This is a genomic window from Micromonospora sp. NPDC049679 (assembly GCF_040659735.1).
Lineage (GTDB): Bacteria > Actinomycetota > Actinomycetes > Mycobacteriales > Micromonosporaceae > Micromonospora_I.
The window spans coordinates 49,637-64,835 of the sequence record NZ_JBFANZ010000013.1 but is presented as its reverse complement, the minus strand read 5'-3'; the positions used below and the strand labels follow the sequence as shown (position 1 = coordinate 64,835).

Below are 15,199 nucleotides of genomic sequence, written 5' to 3'. Positions count from 1 at the left end.
CGCCGTCCGTGACGCGTGGCGGCGGCCACCCGGGTTTCCCTCAGGTCATTCCTTCTCGTGGGCGGCGAGGGTGGCGGCCAGGGCGGCCGTGATGTTGGCTTCGGCGGTCGCTTTGTCGACGCCGAGGCCGGCGAGCACGCCCGTGCCGTCTTCGAGTTCCAGTAGCGCGAGCAGGATGTGCTCGGTCCCGACGTAGTTGTGCCCCATCCGCAGGGCCTCGCGGAACGTGAGTTCCAGCGCCTTCTTCGCCTGTGAATCGAACGGGATGAGGGCGGGCACCTGGTCGGTTGCCGGCGGCAGGGTCGCGGTTGCGGTCTGCCGGACGGTGTCCAGCGACACGCCTTGCGCGACGATCGCCCGGGCGGCCAGCCCGTCCGGCTCGGTCAGCAGCCCCAGCACGAGGTGGTTGAGGCGGATCTCGGCGTTGCGGGCGGTACGGGCTTCGTTCTGCGCCGCCACCACGACGCTCCTCGCCCGCGGCGTGAAACGGCTGAATCCCTGGCTGGGATCGAGATCCGAGGGTTCGCCGGGGTCCTTCGGAACGAACCGCTTCTGAGCTGCCTGCTTGGTGACCCCCATGCTCCTGCCGATCTCCGTCCAGGACGCCCCCGAGCGTCGTGCCTGGTCGACGAAGTGGCCGATGAGGTGGTCAGCCACGTCGCCCAGGTGATCGGCGGCGATGACCGCGTTGGAGAGCTGGTCGAGAGCGTCGGAGTGCGCCTTTTTGATGCCTTCGATCAGATCGTCGAGCCGGACCGGATTCGTCATGCGCATTGGATTCGTCATACGTCAACCCTAGGTTGACGGGCTCTTTTCGTCAACCTAGGGTTGACGATGCCGGGCTACGTGCCCAACCGCTGCCGCGCGAGGAACGTGGGCACGACCATCCGCCACGCTTCCGTGACCAGCTCCGTCATGTACCCGTCGTCGAGCCGCGCGAGATGACAGCACACCCAGTGGAAGCGCAGGTCGGACGTGCCGGGCAGAAAGAAAAGGTCTGGCTCGCCGCCGATGAGCGCGTCACGATCCTCTTTCGGGTAGCCGAAGCCCATCGTCGTCTCGTCGCGGGAGAACGCCACGTAGACGATGGCACCGACCCGGAACTTCACACGGTCACGGATCAGGTGCTCGCTGCTTCGCGGCAGTGTCCGTGCGAGCGACCGCACGTCGGCGACGGTGACCACGCTCCGACGGTAGCGGCCGGGACGCAAACCGGGCGACCCCGCTGGTCCGCGCAGGGCGACCCGACGTTGTGGGCTTGATCCTCTTTCGTGCGTTCTCTGGTGGCGATGAGCCTTGCGCGCGTCACCGTGGCCTTGCAGTGTCTACTCCGTGACAGACATCGACGGCCTACTCGCGGCTTACGACGAGCAGATGCGGAAACCGCCGCGCATTCCTCCAACTGGCGTGAGGTACGAGCAGGATGGGCCGCTTCTGCGAATCGTCCGCACGTTCCGCGGCTTGGTAACAGGGCCGCGCGACCTCGGGGTAGGCGGTGATGAGCTGGACCAGCTGATCGTCCGGCAGCGTGATTACTTCGCCGCGCGCGGCGAGGCGGTGGAGTGGAAGACGCGCGGACACGACCGGCCGGCCGATCTCACCGACCGCCTGCGCGCCGCGGGCTTCGTTCCGGAGAAGCAGGAGACCGTACTCATTGGTCTTGCGAAGGAAGTGGCCACACCACCGGTCCTGCCGGGCGGCGTCGCCCTCCGTCAGGTCACCGCGGACGCCGACATGCACCGCATCGCCGCCATGCAATCCGCCGTCTGGGGGCAGGACTTCAGCTGGCTCGGTGATGACCTGATCGGGCGGGTGTCAGCCGCCCCGGACGCGATCGCCGTCATGGTGGCCGAGGCCGACGGTGAGGTGGTCTGCGCGGCCTGGCTGGTCTTCTATCCGGGAACCGAGTTCGCCGCTCTGTGGGGCGGATCGACCCTGCCGGCATGGCAGGGCCGGGGGATCTACCGCTCGCTGGTGGCCGCCCGGGCTGAACTCGCCACCGCGCGCGGAGCGAAGTTTCTCCAGGTGGACGCCTCCGACGACAGCGCCCCGATTCTGCGCCGGTTGGGCTTTCGCGCCGTGACCACGACCACGCCCTACGTGTGGTCGCCATCGCATCGATGAGGTGGACGGATCGGGCGCGGCACCGCGCGGTGAGGTGCGGGGTCAGCCGTACATCAGCGATCCCGGCGTCGTGAGCGTCTCACCGTCGCGCCACGTCTTCAGGCCGGAGAGGACCGCCGGCCAGCCGCCGTAGAGTTCGTTGCTCACGCCCTCGCGCACTTCGTCGTGGGTCACGGTCAGGCGGCAGGAGTCGTCGACGGGCTCTGACGAGGTCACGTTCGCCGCCGAAAGGACCCGCAGTGACCACCGAACGCATCGGCCCGCCCCTGATCGCAGGTGAGCGCGAGATGTTGCGCGCCTTCCTCGACTACCACCGCGCGACGCTCGCGATGAAATGCGACGGCCTCTCCGACGAGGAGCTACGCCGTCAGTCCATGCCGCCGTCGACGCTGTCACTGCTCGGTCTCGTACGGCACATGGCCGAGGTGGAGCGCACGTGGTTCCGCCTCGTGATCAACGCGGAGGAGATCCCGCTCGTCTGGTCGGACACGGGCGACTACCAGGTGGCGTACGACGCGAGTGCGGCCAGCCGCTCGGAGGCGTTCGAGGCCTGGCAGGCGGAGGTCGAACACTCACGCCGGATCGAGGCGGAGGCCGAGTCGCTCGACGTGACGGGCCACCAGCGCAAGTGGGGCAAGGACGTGTCGCTGCGGCTGGTCATGCTGCACCTGATCCACGAGTACGCCCGGCACAACGGGCACGCCGACTTCCTGCGCGAGGGAATCGACGGAACGGTCGGAGCCTGAAACACAACAGGGGTCTGCGACCGGAGTGACGGGACGGACACCAGCAACGGCTGGAGGAGGCACGATGACCGGCTACGTCCTGGTCCACGGCGCCTGGCATGGCGGCTGGTGCTGGCAGCGTGTGGCCGACCGGCTGCGCGAGGCCGGCCATCGCGTGTTCACTCCCACGCTGACCGGGCTCGGAGAACGCGCCCAGTGCACCGTGATGACATCCGTACGACTCTGGCGGCGCCGGTCTGCCGGCAGCCGTGCCGTGGCTCGTGACGGAGCTGGAGCGCGGCGGGTGGGGGCCTGCCCGCATCCTGCTCGACCGTCTCGACGAGAACATCGACGTTCACCGCTGAACCGACGCGCGGCATGACCTCGTCGAGAGAAGGGTCACGCCGGCCACCTGCGGCGTAGCCGCGCGGCGTTCTGGGTAAGGACGTTGCCGTGTTGGGTTCAGGAGTAGTCATCAGCGACCGTTACCGGCTGGAGGACCATCTCGCGACGGGCGGCATGGGCCAGGTCTGGCGTGCCACCGACCTCGCGCTCGGCCGGACCGTGGCGGTGAAGGTGCTGCTCCCCTCCCTGCTCGCCGACCCGGATTTCGCCGTCCGGTTCCGCGCCGAGGCACGGATGATGGCCGCCCTGCGCCATCCCGGCGTGGTCGACGTCTACGACTGCGGCGAGGACGACCTGCCCGACGGCGGTCATGTGCTGTACCTCGTGATGGAGTACGTGGCGGGCGAGCCGCTCTCCCACCGGATCGCGGCGGCCGAGCGGCTCGGCGTCCGGGAGACCATGTCCGTCGTGGCCCAGGCGGCGCGGGCGCTGCACGCCGCGCACGGCAGCGGCATCGTGCATCGCGACGTCAAACCGAGCAACCTGTTGGTGCAGCCGGACGGCACGGTGAAGCTGGTCGACTTCGGGGTCGCGCGCTCCGCGGCGGTGACCAGTGTGACCGGGACCAACGCGATCGTCGGCACCGCGCTCTACATGGCCCCCGAGCAGGCCCGCGGCCGCCCGGTCTCCGCCGCCACCGACATTTACGCGCTCGGCGCGGTCGCCTACCACTGCCTCTCCGGTCATCCGCCGTTCGCCGGCGACAACCCACTCGAGGTCGCGGTCCGGCACCTGCACGACGCGCCGCCGCCGCTCCCTGCCGACCTGCCGGCGCCGGTCGTGGCGCTCGTTGAGCGGGCACTGGCGAAGGAATCCGCCGACCGTTATCCGGGCGCGGACGCACTCGCCGATGACGCGCGCGCCATCCTCGCCGGGCGACCGGTCGCACCGGCCACGGTCGCCGCCGCAGCCGCCGGGGTAGCGGGCGCGGGACTAGCGGGCGCCGGGGTAGCGGGCGCGGGAGCGACGCTCGCCGTCCCCGGCGCTGCCGCCGTGGACCTCCCGACGCGCGCGGCGAGCGCGGTCGACGTACCGGCCGCCGTAGCGCCGTCCGGCGGGGCCTCGTCCCCGCGGCGCCGTGGTCGCCGAGCCGCCATGGCCGTGGCGGCGACCGCGCTGCTGGGCCTGGCCGGGCTGACCGCCGTACTCGGGTTCACTCCGGACGCCGGGGCGCCCTCCCGGCAGAGACCCGCGCCGCCGCCGGGGTCGAGCGCCCCGACGGCGAAGGAGGTGCGCCTGCCGGGCGGCGATGCCCCCGTGACGCCCACCCGGCGCTCGGGGTCCAGTCCCGACCCCACGACGTCACCCGACGCCTCCCCCGGCGGCGAGCCCGCCAACCCCGGGGACGCCGGGCCCACCACCCAACCGACGTCCGGCCCCGTCCCGACGCCGGACGCCCCCGGACCCACCCAGACCGCCGCCCCGCAGCCCACCCGCACCCCGAACAACCCGCCGCCGACGCCCACCGCACAGGTGGAGCCGGTGCGGACGACCACCTCGAGCGCTCCGCCCCCCGCGGCGGTCGCCGGCCGCTGACCCAGGGCCCGTCCCACCCCGTCCGGCGTGCGTAAACGCCGCGATTGCGGGAAACCCGCGCCGTGTCGACACACCCAGACGCGACGCGAGAGGTGGGGCGGATGACGACCGCGCAGAAGCAGGACGTGGTGGAACTCCTGCTTGATCAGCACAACCAGATCAAGCAGCTCTTCAGCCGGGTGGGCAGTGAGCCGCAGGGCCCGCAGAAGCGCGAGCTGTTCGAGGATCTTGTCCGTCTCCTCGCCGTGCACGAAAGCGCCGAGGAGGAGGTCGTACACCCGATCGCCAAACGCAAGATCGAATCGGGTGAGCAGGTGGTGCAGAACCGCCGCAAGGAGGAGGACCAGGCCAAACGCGAGCTGGCGGAGCTCTACGACATGGGCGTCGACCACCCGGAGTTCAACACGAAACTCGCGAAGCTCAGCAACGCGGTGCTGCAGCACGCCAACCGGGAAGAGACCGAGGAGTTCCAGTCCCTTCGCCAGAACCTGTCCCAGGAACAACTCACCCGCATGGCCGGCGCGGTCCGCGCCGCCGAGAAGACCGCTCCCACCCGCCCGCACCCGAACAGCGGCGAATCCGCACCCGCGAACATGCTGACCGGCCCGCCGCTGGCGATCTTCGACCGCGCCCGCGACGCCGTGCGGGACTGGCGCGAGAAGCAGGGCGACCGCTGAGCCGAATGTCGGGCGCCTGTGTCGCCCGGCTCATGAACGCAGCCCCTCGACGTCACGAGGAGGTCGCCGGCGACGAGCGACCGCCACCGTCGGATTGCAGGTGAGGACAGATGGGTCGGAAAAACACGATGGGCGTCCGGTCGGTGACGGACACCCTGGGCATCGAACGGGAAAGCCAGGATCGCGGATCGGAAGGGATGGCGCGTTTCCTGGGCTGGTTCAGTCTGGGTCTCGGCGCGGCCGCGCTCGCCGCGCGGCCGAGGATCAGCCGGCTCTGCGGCGTCGACGACTCCCCGACCGCGCAGGCCGTGCTGCAGGCCGCCGGTGTGCGAGAGTTGGGCCACGCCGCCGTGCTGCTTATCCCGCGACGCGCGGGGTGGGGCGCCTGGACGCGGGTCGCCGGCGACATGATCGATCTCGCCACGTGCCGTCAGGGGATGCAACGCCGGCGCGGCGACCGGCGACGACGCCTCATGTACACGACGTGGGCGGTCGCCGGGATCACCGCCGTCGACCTCTACACCGCGGTACGGGCTACCCGGGGCCGCCGGATGAAGGACGGCAACCGGGTACACGCCTCGGTGACGGTCAACCGGCGCGCCGACGAGGTCTACCGGTTCTGGCACGACTTCGAGAACCTGCCGCGCTTCATGTACCACCTGCAGTCGGTGCGGATGACCGGTGACCGGCGGTCGCACTGGACGGCGAAGGCGCCGGCTGGCAGGAGCGTCGAGTGGGACGCGGAGGTCGTCGACGACCGCCCCAACGAGCTCATCAGTTGGCGCTCGATCGAGGGCTCGAGGGTGCCCAACTCCGGCTGCGTGCGCTTCATGCCGGCCGCGGGTGGGCGCGGCACGGAGGTGCGGGTCGAACTCGGGTATTCGGTGCCGGGCCGCATGTTCGGCGCGAAGGTCGCCAAGGTCTTCGGCGAACACCCGCAGCAGCAGGTCTGCGACGACCTACGGCGGTTCAAGCAGGTGATCGAGACGGGCGAGATCGCGCAGTCCGACGGCAGCCCGCACGGCACGAGCCTCAAACAACAGGTGAAGCAGCGTCCGGCGCAGCCGCTGGCGATGCCACGGGCCGGTTGACAGGGAAGGGAATCGATGAAAGCCAACTGCTGGATCGCTCCGAACAACGTCGCGGTCGAAGAGGTCCCCGATCCGCAGATCCTCAACGCCCGTGACGCCATCGTGCGGATCACCTCGTCGGCGATCTGCGGCTCGGACCTGCATCTGCTCCAGGGATACATCCCGGCGATGAGGAAGGGCGACGTGCTCGGCCACGAGTTCATGGGTGAGGTCGTCGAGCTCGGGCACGGCGTACAGGATGGTCTGCGCATCGGCGACCGGGTGGTCGTGCCCTTCCCGATCGCCTGCGGCAACTGCAATTCCTGCGAACGCGGACTCTACTCCCTCTGCGAGAACTCCAACCCGAACGCGGCGATCGCCGAACTGGCGATGGGGCACTCCCCCGCCGGCATCTTCGGCTATTCACACCTGATGGGCGGCTACGCGGGCGGACAGGCGCAGTACGCGCGGGTGCCCTTCGCCGATGTCGGCGCCCTCAAGATCGAGGATGATCTGCCGGACGAGAAGGTGCTGTTCCTGTCGGACGTACTGCCGACCGGCTACATGGCCGCCGAGATGTGCGACATCACGCGCGGCGACATCGTCGCCGTCTGGGGCGCGGGGCCCGTCGGCCAGTTCGCCGCCGCCAGCGCCTACCTGCTCGGCGCGGAGCGGGTCATCGTCATCGACCGGTTCGCGTACCGCCTGCGGATGGCGCGGGAGAAGACGGGCGCGGAGACCATCAACTACGAGGAAACCGACGTCATGGACGCGCTGCGGGAGATGACGGCCGGACGCGGACCGGACGCCTGCATCGACGCGGTCGGCATGGAGGCGCACCACGCCTCGCCGGCGCTGCACGCGTACGACAAGGGCAAGCAGGCGGTGAAGTCGGAGACGGACCGGCCACACGCGCTGCGCGAAGCGGTGCTGAGCTGCCGCAACGGCGGCACGATCTCGGCGATCGGCGCGTACGGCGGCTTCATCGACAAGTTTCCGATGGGCTCGTTCATGAACCGCTCGCTGACGATGCGGTCGGGGCAGTGCCACGTGCAGCGTTACATGCGGCCGCTGCTGGAACGGATCCGCAAGGGCGAGATCGACCCGAGCTTCATCATCACCCACACCATGCGGCTCGACGACACTCCGCACGGCTACGACATCTTCAAGAACAAGCAGGAGGACTGTGTGAAGGTCGTGCTGAAGCCGTAGCAGGTCACCGGAAAGGTTCCCGCCGTGGCGGCCGGGTAGGGTGCGCGGGGCGACGGACCGCGCAGACCGGTGGGGTATCCGTTGCAGGGCGAGGAGGACGACCATGGCCCCGACCGTCACCGAGGACGGCACCAGCTTCGCGGACCTGGCGCTCCGCCCCGAGCTGCTGCACGCCCTCACCGCGATGGGTTACGAGGAGCCGACACCGATCCAGCGCGAGGCGATCCCCCCGCTGTTGGCCGGCCGGGATCTGCTCGGGCAGGCGGCGACCGGCACCGGCAAGACGGCGGCTTTCGCCCTGCCGGTGCTGCAACGGATGACCCGCGACGGCGAGCCCAGCGCGCCGATGGCGCTCGTGCTCGTCCCCACCCGGGAGCTCGCGATGCAGGTCTCCGAGGCGATGCACCGCTACGGGCGTGACCTCGGCGCGCGGGTCGTGCCGATCTACGGCGGTCAACCGATCGGGCGGCAGCTCCGGGAGCTGGAACGCGGCGTCGACGTGGTGGTGGCGACGCCGGGCCGGGCGCTGGACCACATCGGCCGGCGGACGCTCCGGCTGGACACCCTCAAGATGGTGGTGCTCGACGAGGCGGACGAGATGCTCGACATGGGCTTCGCCGACGATATCGAGGCGATCCTTCAGGAGACTCCGGCGGATCGGCAGACCGTGCTCTTCTCGGCGACGCTGCCGCCGCGCATCGACGCCATCGCCCGCCGCCACCTCCGGGACTCCGTCCAGATCAAGATCGCCCGCGAGGCGGCGCCGGCCGGCGAGGCGCCGCGGGTGCGGCAGACCTCGTACCTCGTGCCCCGCGCGCACAAGCCGGCGGCGCTCAGCCGGGTGCTGGATATCGAGGCGCCGACGGCGGCGATCGTGTTCTGCCGCACGCGGGAGGAGGTGGATCACCTGACCGAAGTCCTCAACGGGCGCGGCTACCGAGCGGGCGCCCTGCACGGCGGCATGACCCAGGAGCAGCGGGACCGGGTGATGGGGCGGCTGCGGCAAGGCACCAACGATCTCCTCATCGCCACCGACGTGGCCGCGCGCGGCCTCGACATCGAGCAGCTCACCCACGTCATCAACTATGAGGTTCCCTCCTCGCCGGAGTCGTACGTGCACCGCATCGGCCGGGTCGGACGGGCCGGCCGCGAGGGGGTGGCGATCACGCTGGTCGAGCCGCGCGAGCACCGCATGCTCAAGACGGTGGAGCGGGTGACCCGGCAGCGCATCGCGATCGAGAAGGTGCCGACAGTGGCCGACCTGCGCGCGCACCGGCTGGAACTGACCCGCGCCGCGCTGCACGAGAGCCTGCTCGAGGACGATCTGGAGCGTTTTCGCGTGGTGGTGGAGACGCTCACCGACGAGTTCGACCTGATGGAGGTGGCGCTCGCCGCGGTGAAGCTGGCGCACGAGGCGTCCGGGCCGGGCGGCGTCACCGAGGAGGAGATCCCCGAGGCCACGATCCGGCCCGGGCGCGAAGGCGGCGAGCGCCGTCCCGGGGGGCGCGAAGGCGGCGAACGTCGTCCCGGGGGGCGCGACGGGCGGCGGGGACGGGCCCCGGCGGGCGGGATGACCCGCCTCTTCGTGAGCGCCGGCCGCAGCTCCGGGATCCGCCCGCAGGACCTGGTGGGCGCGATCGCCGGTGAGTCGAAGCTCAGCGGCGGGGACGTCGGCGCGATCGAGATCACCGATCGGTTCTCCCTTGTCGAGGTTCCCGAATCGGCGGCCCAGGACGTGATCGGGTCGCTGAGGAACGCCACGATCAAGGGGAAGCGGGTGACGATCCGCCGCGAACGCCCGGAGAGCCGGTAACCGTACGGTCGGGACCCGGCGTGGGCCCCGACCGTACGGCTCGGGTCAGAAGCCGAGCGCTCCCCGTCCGCCGACGATCGGGATCCGCAGTTCGCTCATGCTCGGTGTGACGGTCAACCGGGTGCCGCCGAGCGGCAGCAGCGTGTATTCCTGGTCGCTGGAGAAGACGACCACGCCGATGCGGTGTCCCGCCGCGAAGACGTAGTCCTTCGGCTCCAGGGTCCAGCGGTAGTCGTGCGCCCTGCCCTGCGTCACCGGCCGGGTGTGCGCGGCGCCCGGACGGTTCTGCGGATCCATCCAGCCGCGCGTCACCACGACCGGCGGGGTGGTGGAGCCGGGCGCCCCGTAGTCGACGAGGTAGACGGTGAGGTTGGCGTCGGCGCGGTTGTCGATGGACATCCGCAACCGCATCTCGGGCCGTCCGGAGAGGCGTACGTCGCCGGGCAGCGACGGTGAGTGGTAGACGAGACGGTTGGGGCTGGCCATGTCCGCCGCGGCGATCAGGTCCGCCGGGGCGATGGTCCGCCCCTCGTCGACGAAGCTCTGGGTGACCCGGCTGGGCAGGCTCCAGCCGGGAGTGAGGCTGCCGGGTTCGGTCGCGCTGGACGCCGACAACCGCAGCGACACGTCACGCGCGCCGGGGTCGGGCCAGTTCGCGTACGTGGTGTAGGCCCGGTCCTCCCGCTGCACGACGGCGGTCGGCTCGTCCATGATCCCGTTCTTGACGTTCCAGAGCCAGTAGTCGAACCACCGGTTCTCGGTCTGCCGGTAGGTCCACGCCTGGCCGCCGGGGAGCGTCACCGTCGCCTGGCTGCCGGGGCCACCGTGACCGCCCTGGTGCAGCCAGATCTTGCGCGGGACGTCGTAGCGGGCGAGCTGGTCCCACCAGCCGGCGAAGTTCTCCGGCTTGACGTTCCAGTCGTTGAGCCCGTGCACGACGAAGACGCTGGCCCGGACGTGGCGGACGTCGTCGCGGTAGTCCCGCTCGCGCCAGAACCGCGTGTAGTCACCGGTGACCCGGTCCTGCTCCCGGGTGATCGCGGCGATCTCGTCGGCGCAGCGCCCCTCGGCGCGCGCCCGGCCCGCCGTGAACTTGGCCAGGATGTCGGCGTCCTCGCCCTGGTACGTGCCGGGGGCGACGACCAGGCCGTTGGCCCGGTAGTAGTCGTACCAGCTGCTGATCGCCGAGACCGGGATGATGGTCTTCAGGCCCTGGACGCCGGTGGTCGCCACCATGTTGGGCAGCGTCCCGTTGTACGACACGCCCGTCATGCCGACCGTGCCGGTGCTCCAGCCCGCGCTGATCGGCTGACCGGCGGCGTTGAAGCCCTTCGCCCGGCCGCCGAGCCAGTCGATGATCGCCTTGGTGCCGAGAGTCTCGGCCATGTCGCCACTGGTGGGGCAGCCGTCCGAGTCGCCGGTGCCGACGCTCTGCCCGAGTACGACGGCGTACCCGCGCGGCACGTAGTAGTCGTCGAGCGAGCCGGGCAGGTTGGCCTTCGCGCGCTGGATGGCCACGTCGGCCGACCGGGCGCCCAGCCGGGGACCGGCGGTGTTCTGCGGCAGGTCGTCGACGAGCACGCTCGGGTACGGCACGTCGCCCCAGACGTCCTTGCGGTAAGGGCTGTGCTCGAAGATGACCGGCACCTTGAAGCCCTGCGTGCCGCTCTCCCGCGGCCGGGAGATGTCGGCGACCACGCGGTCGCGCCGACCGTCGTGATCGGTGTCCAACGGCGTCTCCACCCAGACGCGTTCCTCGATCGCGTCGGCGAACGAGAAGACCGGCTGGGTCATCCCGTCCCGAATCACGATGCCCGGTGGGTCGGCGGTCGCGGCCGACGCCGGCAGTGCGGGCGCGACCAGGAGCGCGGCGCCGGTGAACGCCGCCGTGAAGAACGCCATGCGACGCGGTCGGCGCATGGGTACCTCCCTTCGATTCGGGCGCCGCCACGGGCGCGGGCAGGTCCTGCCCGCTCGTGCGCGCGACGTGCCGGGGCTGCGCGCCGCCGGGTGACCGGAGGGCGCGCAGTCGTGCATGCCCGTCGATCGTTGGGAACGGAGAGCGATTTGGCAAGAGGCGCGGGGTCACCCGGACCGGTCATCCTGGCCCGGGTGCGTCGACCGGTCGGACGGGTTCGCGCGCAACGCGGCCATCCGGACCAGCACCCACCGGTGCCGCTCGTCGGCCCCGTCCCAGCGCATCTGTACGCCGAGCAGCGCCACCCACTCCAGGCCCGGGATCGCGATCTCGTGTGGCACATGGGTGACCAGTATCCGCAGTGGACCGACGCCGTACAGGTAGTCGCGCTCGCAAATGCGCCGCTGCTCGCCGTCCTCATGCTCGGCAGCCTCGGGTTCGCGCATCCTCATCGCTGGGATGCCGCGAGCATGCTGGTCTGTCGGGTTGGCCTTCATCCACCCGCGCGCTGCGGAGCTCGTGCTCGTCATGGCCGTCGAGCTTGGGCTGATCACCTGCATCGGCGTGTTCAACCCGGTGTTCGCCACCTACGGCTCGACCAGACCCCGGCGCATCGAGTCGCCCGGACCCTGTCCGCGTCGTCGGTCACCAGCAAAGCCACCATCGCGGCAGACGGCGGGCCACCTCGTCCGGGGAGGGCATGCGGGCGACGCATGCCGACGGAGCTACGCCCGCGTCTCGGCCCGGGTCTGTGGGGCTACTCGAATCGCGACGGGTCTCCGGCCCCTCGACGCAATATCTCGGGCTCGGGTTGCGACAGGTCGACGACGGTCGTCGGCTCCGTTCCACAGTCGCCAGCATCGACCACCGCGTCGAGGACCTGGTCCAGTCGCTCCTTGATTTCCCACCCCTGGCTCATCGGCTCGTCCTGGCCGGGCAGGAGCAAGGTGCTCGACAGCAACGGCTCGCCGAGTTCGGCCAGCAGCGCCTGGGCGACCGTGTGCTTGGGGACGCGTACCCCGACGGTGCGTTTTTTGGGATGCAGCAGCCGGCGCGGCACCTCTCGGGTAGCCGGCAGGATGAACGTGTAGCTGCCCGGGGTGCACGCCTTGACCAATCGGAACACCGAGTTGCTGATCTGGACGAACTGGCCGAGTTGGGCGAAGTCCCGGCATACCAGTGTGAAGTGGTGCTGCTCGTCGAGGCGGCGGATCTCCCGGATCCGATCCAACCCCGCCCGGTTGCCCAGCTGGCACCCGAAGGCGAAGCACGAATCCGTGGGGTAGGCGATGAGCCCGCCCCCACGGATCAGGTCGACGACCTGCCCCAGCAAACGCGGCTGCGGGTTGTCCGGATGCACGTCGTAATACCTCGCCATACGCCCCAGCCTATGGTCTGGCCATGAGGCGGCCGCCGCCGCTTCCCCGACGGCACGAGATGGCAACGACGGGTCTGGGATGTGATCCGCGAACCTGCGCCTTTACCAACGCCCGACCAGCGGCAGATTCGGATGAGCCCTGGGGGCCCGCAGCCCCACGCCCGCTCAGCAATCAAACACCGACCAGCAGATGTCGTTCCGCAACCGTTGGTCGTCGAGCACGAGCTCGCGAATCGCCTCCGGGAGTTGGTCACGCTGCCATCGGCACTCGAGTCGCCCTGCGGCATCGCTCTCGCCTTCCGGCGCGGCAGCACGTGCGGCCTTGATCGCATAGGCGGCCGCTCCGAGCTCGTGCGCGGCGACGTGTGCGACGGCCCCCGCCTGGCCAGCAGCGTACGCGGCATGCCGTGCTGCCCCACGCAGGTCTCTGGCCGCGCCCATCGCATGACCGCCCGCCGCGCGAGCCTGCATCATCTTGACCTCACCACGCACCCAGGCGCGGGCGTGCTCGATCGCTTCACGTGGTCGTGGGTCCTCAGGCTGAACCGACTCGAACAGGTGAAGGACGTGCTCCGCGCACGACGCCGCCCAAAGAGCGAGGAGATGATGATCCGAATCAGTAAGGGTCCCACCGCGACGAAGCGTGATGAAGCGAAGGTCCCGAACCTTCGGGAGGATCATCGTTGGCCGCTCCTTTCTACGGGGGGCCGGATCTTCGCCGGTAGCGTCGTTCGAGCACCAGAACGCGCCTTCGGGCGTCGTCCCCTCACCCGGGATCCCCTCACACATCCTGTACTCGGCAAGACCGCGTGTCGAGCGCCACCGCAGGTCAGCCACGAATTGTGACGCCCGATCGGCGGCAGATGCGGATGCGATTCGAGGCGGTCGCCGGTGCGGCTACCGGCTTACGACAGGGTCAGCCAGCAGCGAAGTCCGCGGTCGCATCCGGCGGAGGTGAATTCGGAAAGGAGTTCTTCCATATGCTCGGTGGCGTGAACGGTGCCTCGCTCCCCGCCAACCCTGGCGTCCTGCGGAACGGCGAGCGCTCGGCGGGATGCACGGATGAGTTGTTTGGATGGCGTGACCCGCAGCGTGCCCGGTCGACGGACGCCGCCCCTTCGCAAATGGGTGGCGTGAGCGCAGGGAGGCGAGCAGGCTCGTGCGGGTGACGAGCAGCGACCTGTGGGACGAGGACACCGCGGAGCGGTACGACGACATCTCGGCCGAGATGTTTGCACCCCAAGTGCTCGACCCCGCCGTGGACTTCCTCGCACGGCTGGCGGGTTCCGGCCCCGCGCTGGAGCTCGCGGTCGGCACGGGTCGGGTGGCGATCCCGCTCGCCGCCCGAGGCATCTCCGTAACCGGGATCGAGCTGTCGCAGCCGATGGTCAACCGGCTGCGGCGCAAGGTGCCCGCGGAGCAGTTGCCGGTCGTCATCGGTGACATGGCCACGACCACCGTCCCCGGCCAGTTCTCGCTCGTGTACGTCGTCTGGAACAGCATCGGCAATCTGTGCACGCAGGACGAGCAGGTGCAGTGCTTCCGCAACGCTGCCCGGCACCTGTCGCCGGGTGGTCGCTTCGTCGTCGAGCTGTGGGTGCCGGGCATCCGGCGGTTCCCCCCGGGGCAGTCGGCAGTGCCGTTCGAAGTGACCGACCGGCACGTCGGCTTCGACACCTACGACATGGTCACGCAGCAGGGAACCTCTCACCACTACCGGCGGCTGGACGACGGGAGCACGCGCTACGGCTACAGCAACTTCCGCTACATCTGGCCGGCGGAGTGCGACCTCATGGCGCGGCTGGCCGGCTTGACACTGGAGCAGCGTGTGGCGGACTGGGGCGCGGCGCCCTTCACGTCCGACAGCGAGAGCCACGTGTCGGTCTGGCGCAAGCCACTCGGCGCCTCTGATGAGGGCTAGCCGAGCCCGAATTCGCTGCTTCTGACAGGCAGGGAGCGCGTCGATTCCTGGCCGCGCGGTGAGGAACTCGCACAAGCCGGGACAGGTGGGCGCGCGATCGGCGGCAAATGAGGATGCCCTGGCTGGCGAGGCGGGGCCGCCGTGTGCCGTGAGCCGCCTTTGTCGTATCCGTTCGATAGCCTCGCGACCCAGTCCAATATGGTCGTGGTACGGAGGCGCGCGATGGTTGACGTTTCTGACGCAGTCCTGGAGGAATTCGCGGTAGTCGTCGCGGCTGGTGTGCCGGTGCTGTTGGGCCGGCTTCCGTCCGGGCCTGCGGGCCTGTGGGGGCGGTTGGGCGCGCCGGACGGGGCGGGTCGGCATTCGCGTGGCGCTCCGCTGAGGGCCGACCTTGACCATCGGCCGCCTCGCGCCGGGGCT

At 70.2% G+C, this 15,199-nt stretch carries 15 protein-coding genes and 1 pseudogene; 9 read left to right on the top strand and 7 right to left on the bottom strand.

The genetic code is table 11. From position 1 onward, the window contains the following. Positions 1–45: 45 nt before the first annotated feature. Positions 46–786, bottom strand: a complete 741-nt coding sequence (locus tag AB0J06_RS11240; RefSeq protein WP_357427185.1) for a Clp protease N-terminal domain-containing protein — start codon at positions 784–786, stop codon at positions 46–48. A gap of 56 nt (positions 787–842) precedes the next feature. Further along, entirely contained in the window at positions 843–1,184 is a 342-nt protein-coding gene (locus AB0J06_RS11235) for an MmcQ/YjbR family DNA-binding protein (protein WP_357427183.1), read from the bottom strand. Positions 1,185–1,461: 277 nt separating this feature from the next. On the opposite strand from AB0J06_RS11235, the gene AB0J06_RS11230 reads away from it, so the two are divergent. Then, a complete protein-coding gene (locus AB0J06_RS11230) occupies positions 1,462–2,124 on the top strand; it encodes a GNAT family N-acetyltransferase (RefSeq protein WP_357427181.1) in 663 nt (220 codons plus the stop codon). A gap of 42 nt (positions 2,125–2,166) precedes the next feature. Here the strand turns inward: AB0J06_RS11230 and AB0J06_RS11225 are convergent, their stop codons facing one another. Then, entirely contained in the window at positions 2,167–2,340 is a 174-nt protein-coding gene (locus AB0J06_RS11225; protein WP_357427179.1) for a hypothetical protein, read from the bottom strand. 23 nt (positions 2,341–2,363) lie between these two features. On the opposite strand from AB0J06_RS11225, the gene AB0J06_RS11220 reads away from it, so the two are divergent. The 7 genes and pseudogenes from AB0J06_RS11220 (at position 2,364) to AB0J06_RS11190 (ending at position 9,562) form a co-directional block, all read left to right on the top strand. Continuing rightward, complete coding sequence (locus AB0J06_RS11220) at positions 2,364–2,870, top strand: DinB family protein (protein WP_357427177.1); 507 nt, start codon at positions 2,364–2,366, stop codon at positions 2,868–2,870. A gap of 64 nt (positions 2,871–2,934) precedes the next feature. Then, a pseudogene (locus tag AB0J06_RS11215) lies at positions 2,935–3,051 on the top strand (alpha/beta fold hydrolase); the annotation flags it as partial. Positions 3,052–3,302: 251 nt separating this feature from the next. Continuing rightward, positions 3,303–4,790 carry a protein kinase gene (locus tag AB0J06_RS11210; protein ID WP_357427175.1) on the top strand — a complete coding sequence of 496 codons (1,488 nt, stop codon included), beginning with the start codon at positions 3,303–3,305 and terminating at the stop codon, positions 4,788–4,790. A gap of 101 nt (positions 4,791–4,891) precedes the next feature. Further along, positions 4,892–5,467, top strand: coding sequence for a hemerythrin domain-containing protein (locus tag AB0J06_RS11205; protein WP_357427173.1), 576 nt, complete (start codon positions 4,892–4,894; stop codon positions 5,465–5,467). A gap of 110 nt (positions 5,468–5,577) precedes the next feature. Further along, the gene (locus AB0J06_RS11200; RefSeq protein WP_357427171.1) at positions 5,578–6,558 is read left to right on the top strand and encodes an SRPBCC family protein; all 981 of its coding nucleotides are present in this window, start codon (positions 5,578–5,580) and stop codon (positions 6,556–6,558) included. Between the two features lie 15 nt (positions 6,559–6,573). After that, on the top strand, positions 6,574–7,749 hold the full coding sequence (locus tag AB0J06_RS11195; protein WP_357427169.1) for a zinc-dependent alcohol dehydrogenase: 1,176 nt from the start codon (positions 6,574–6,576) through the stop codon (positions 7,747–7,749). Between the two features lie 103 nt (positions 7,750–7,852). Next, the gene (locus AB0J06_RS11190; RefSeq protein ID WP_357427167.1) at positions 7,853–9,562 is read left to right on the top strand and encodes a DEAD/DEAH box helicase; all 1,710 of its coding nucleotides are present in this window, start codon (positions 7,853–7,855) and stop codon (positions 9,560–9,562) included. A 45-nt stretch (positions 9,563–9,607) separates the two neighbouring features. Here the strand turns inward: AB0J06_RS11190 and AB0J06_RS11185 are convergent, their stop codons facing one another. The 4 genes from AB0J06_RS11185 to AB0J06_RS11170 all read right to left on the bottom strand — a co-directional run bounded on the left by AB0J06_RS11185 (position 9,608) and on the right by AB0J06_RS11170 (position 13,539). Continuing rightward, positions 9,608–11,482 carry a Xaa-Pro dipeptidyl-peptidase gene (locus AB0J06_RS11185; protein ID WP_357427165.1) on the bottom strand — a complete coding sequence of 625 codons (1,875 nt, stop codon included), beginning with the start codon at positions 11,480–11,482 and terminating at the stop codon, positions 9,608–9,610. 165 nt (positions 11,483–11,647) lie between these two features. Continuing rightward, on the bottom strand, positions 11,648–12,067 hold the full coding sequence (locus AB0J06_RS11180) for a hypothetical protein (protein WP_357427163.1): 420 nt from the start codon (positions 12,065–12,067) through the stop codon (positions 11,648–11,650). 170 nt (positions 12,068–12,237) lie between these two features. Next, positions 12,238–12,858 carry an L-threonylcarbamoyladenylate synthase gene (locus AB0J06_RS11175; RefSeq protein WP_357427161.1) on the bottom strand — a complete coding sequence of 207 codons (621 nt, stop codon included), beginning with the start codon at positions 12,856–12,858 and terminating at the stop codon, positions 12,238–12,240. A 165-nt stretch (positions 12,859–13,023) separates the two neighbouring features. Further along, a complete protein-coding gene (locus AB0J06_RS11170) occupies positions 13,024–13,539 on the bottom strand; it encodes a putative immunity protein (protein WP_357427159.1) in 516 nt (171 codons plus the stop codon). Positions 13,540–14,023: 484 nt separating this feature from the next. Here AB0J06_RS11170 and AB0J06_RS11165 point away from each other — a divergent pair, with 484 nt between their 5' ends. Further along, positions 14,024–14,779 carry a class I SAM-dependent methyltransferase gene (locus AB0J06_RS11165; RefSeq protein WP_357427156.1) on the top strand — a complete coding sequence of 252 codons (756 nt, stop codon included), beginning with the start codon at positions 14,024–14,026 and terminating at the stop codon, positions 14,777–14,779. The last annotated feature ends 420 nt before the right edge of the window (positions 14,780–15,199 follow it).

Coding starts and splice junctions, on each gene's coding strand:
- AB0J06_RS11240 (WP_357427185.1), bottom strand. CDS start 786: ATGACGAATCCAATGCGCATGACGAATCCGGTCCGGCTCGACGATCTG.
- AB0J06_RS11205 (WP_357427173.1), top strand. CDS start 4,892: ATGACGACCGCGCAGAAGCAGGACGTGGTGGAACTCCTGCTTGATCAG.
- AB0J06_RS11200 (WP_357427171.1), top strand. CDS start 5,578: ATGGGTCGGAAAAACACGATGGGCGTCCGGTCGGTGACGGACACCCTG.
- AB0J06_RS11195 (WP_357427169.1), top strand. CDS start 6,574: ATGAAAGCCAACTGCTGGATCGCTCCGAACAACGTCGCGGTCGAAGAG.
- AB0J06_RS11190 (WP_357427167.1), top strand. CDS start 7,853: ATGGCCCCGACCGTCACCGAGGACGGCACCAGCTTCGCGGACCTGGCG.
- AB0J06_RS11185 (WP_357427165.1), bottom strand. CDS start 11,482: ATGCGCCGACCGCGTCGCATGGCGTTCTTCACGGCGGCGTTCACCGGC.
- AB0J06_RS11175 (WP_357427161.1), bottom strand. CDS start 12,858: ATGGCGAGGTATTACGACGTGCATCCGGACAACCCGCAGCCGCGTTTG.
- AB0J06_RS11170 (WP_357427159.1), bottom strand. CDS start 13,539: ATGATCCTCCCGAAGGTTCGGGACCTTCGCTTCATCACGCTTCGTCGC.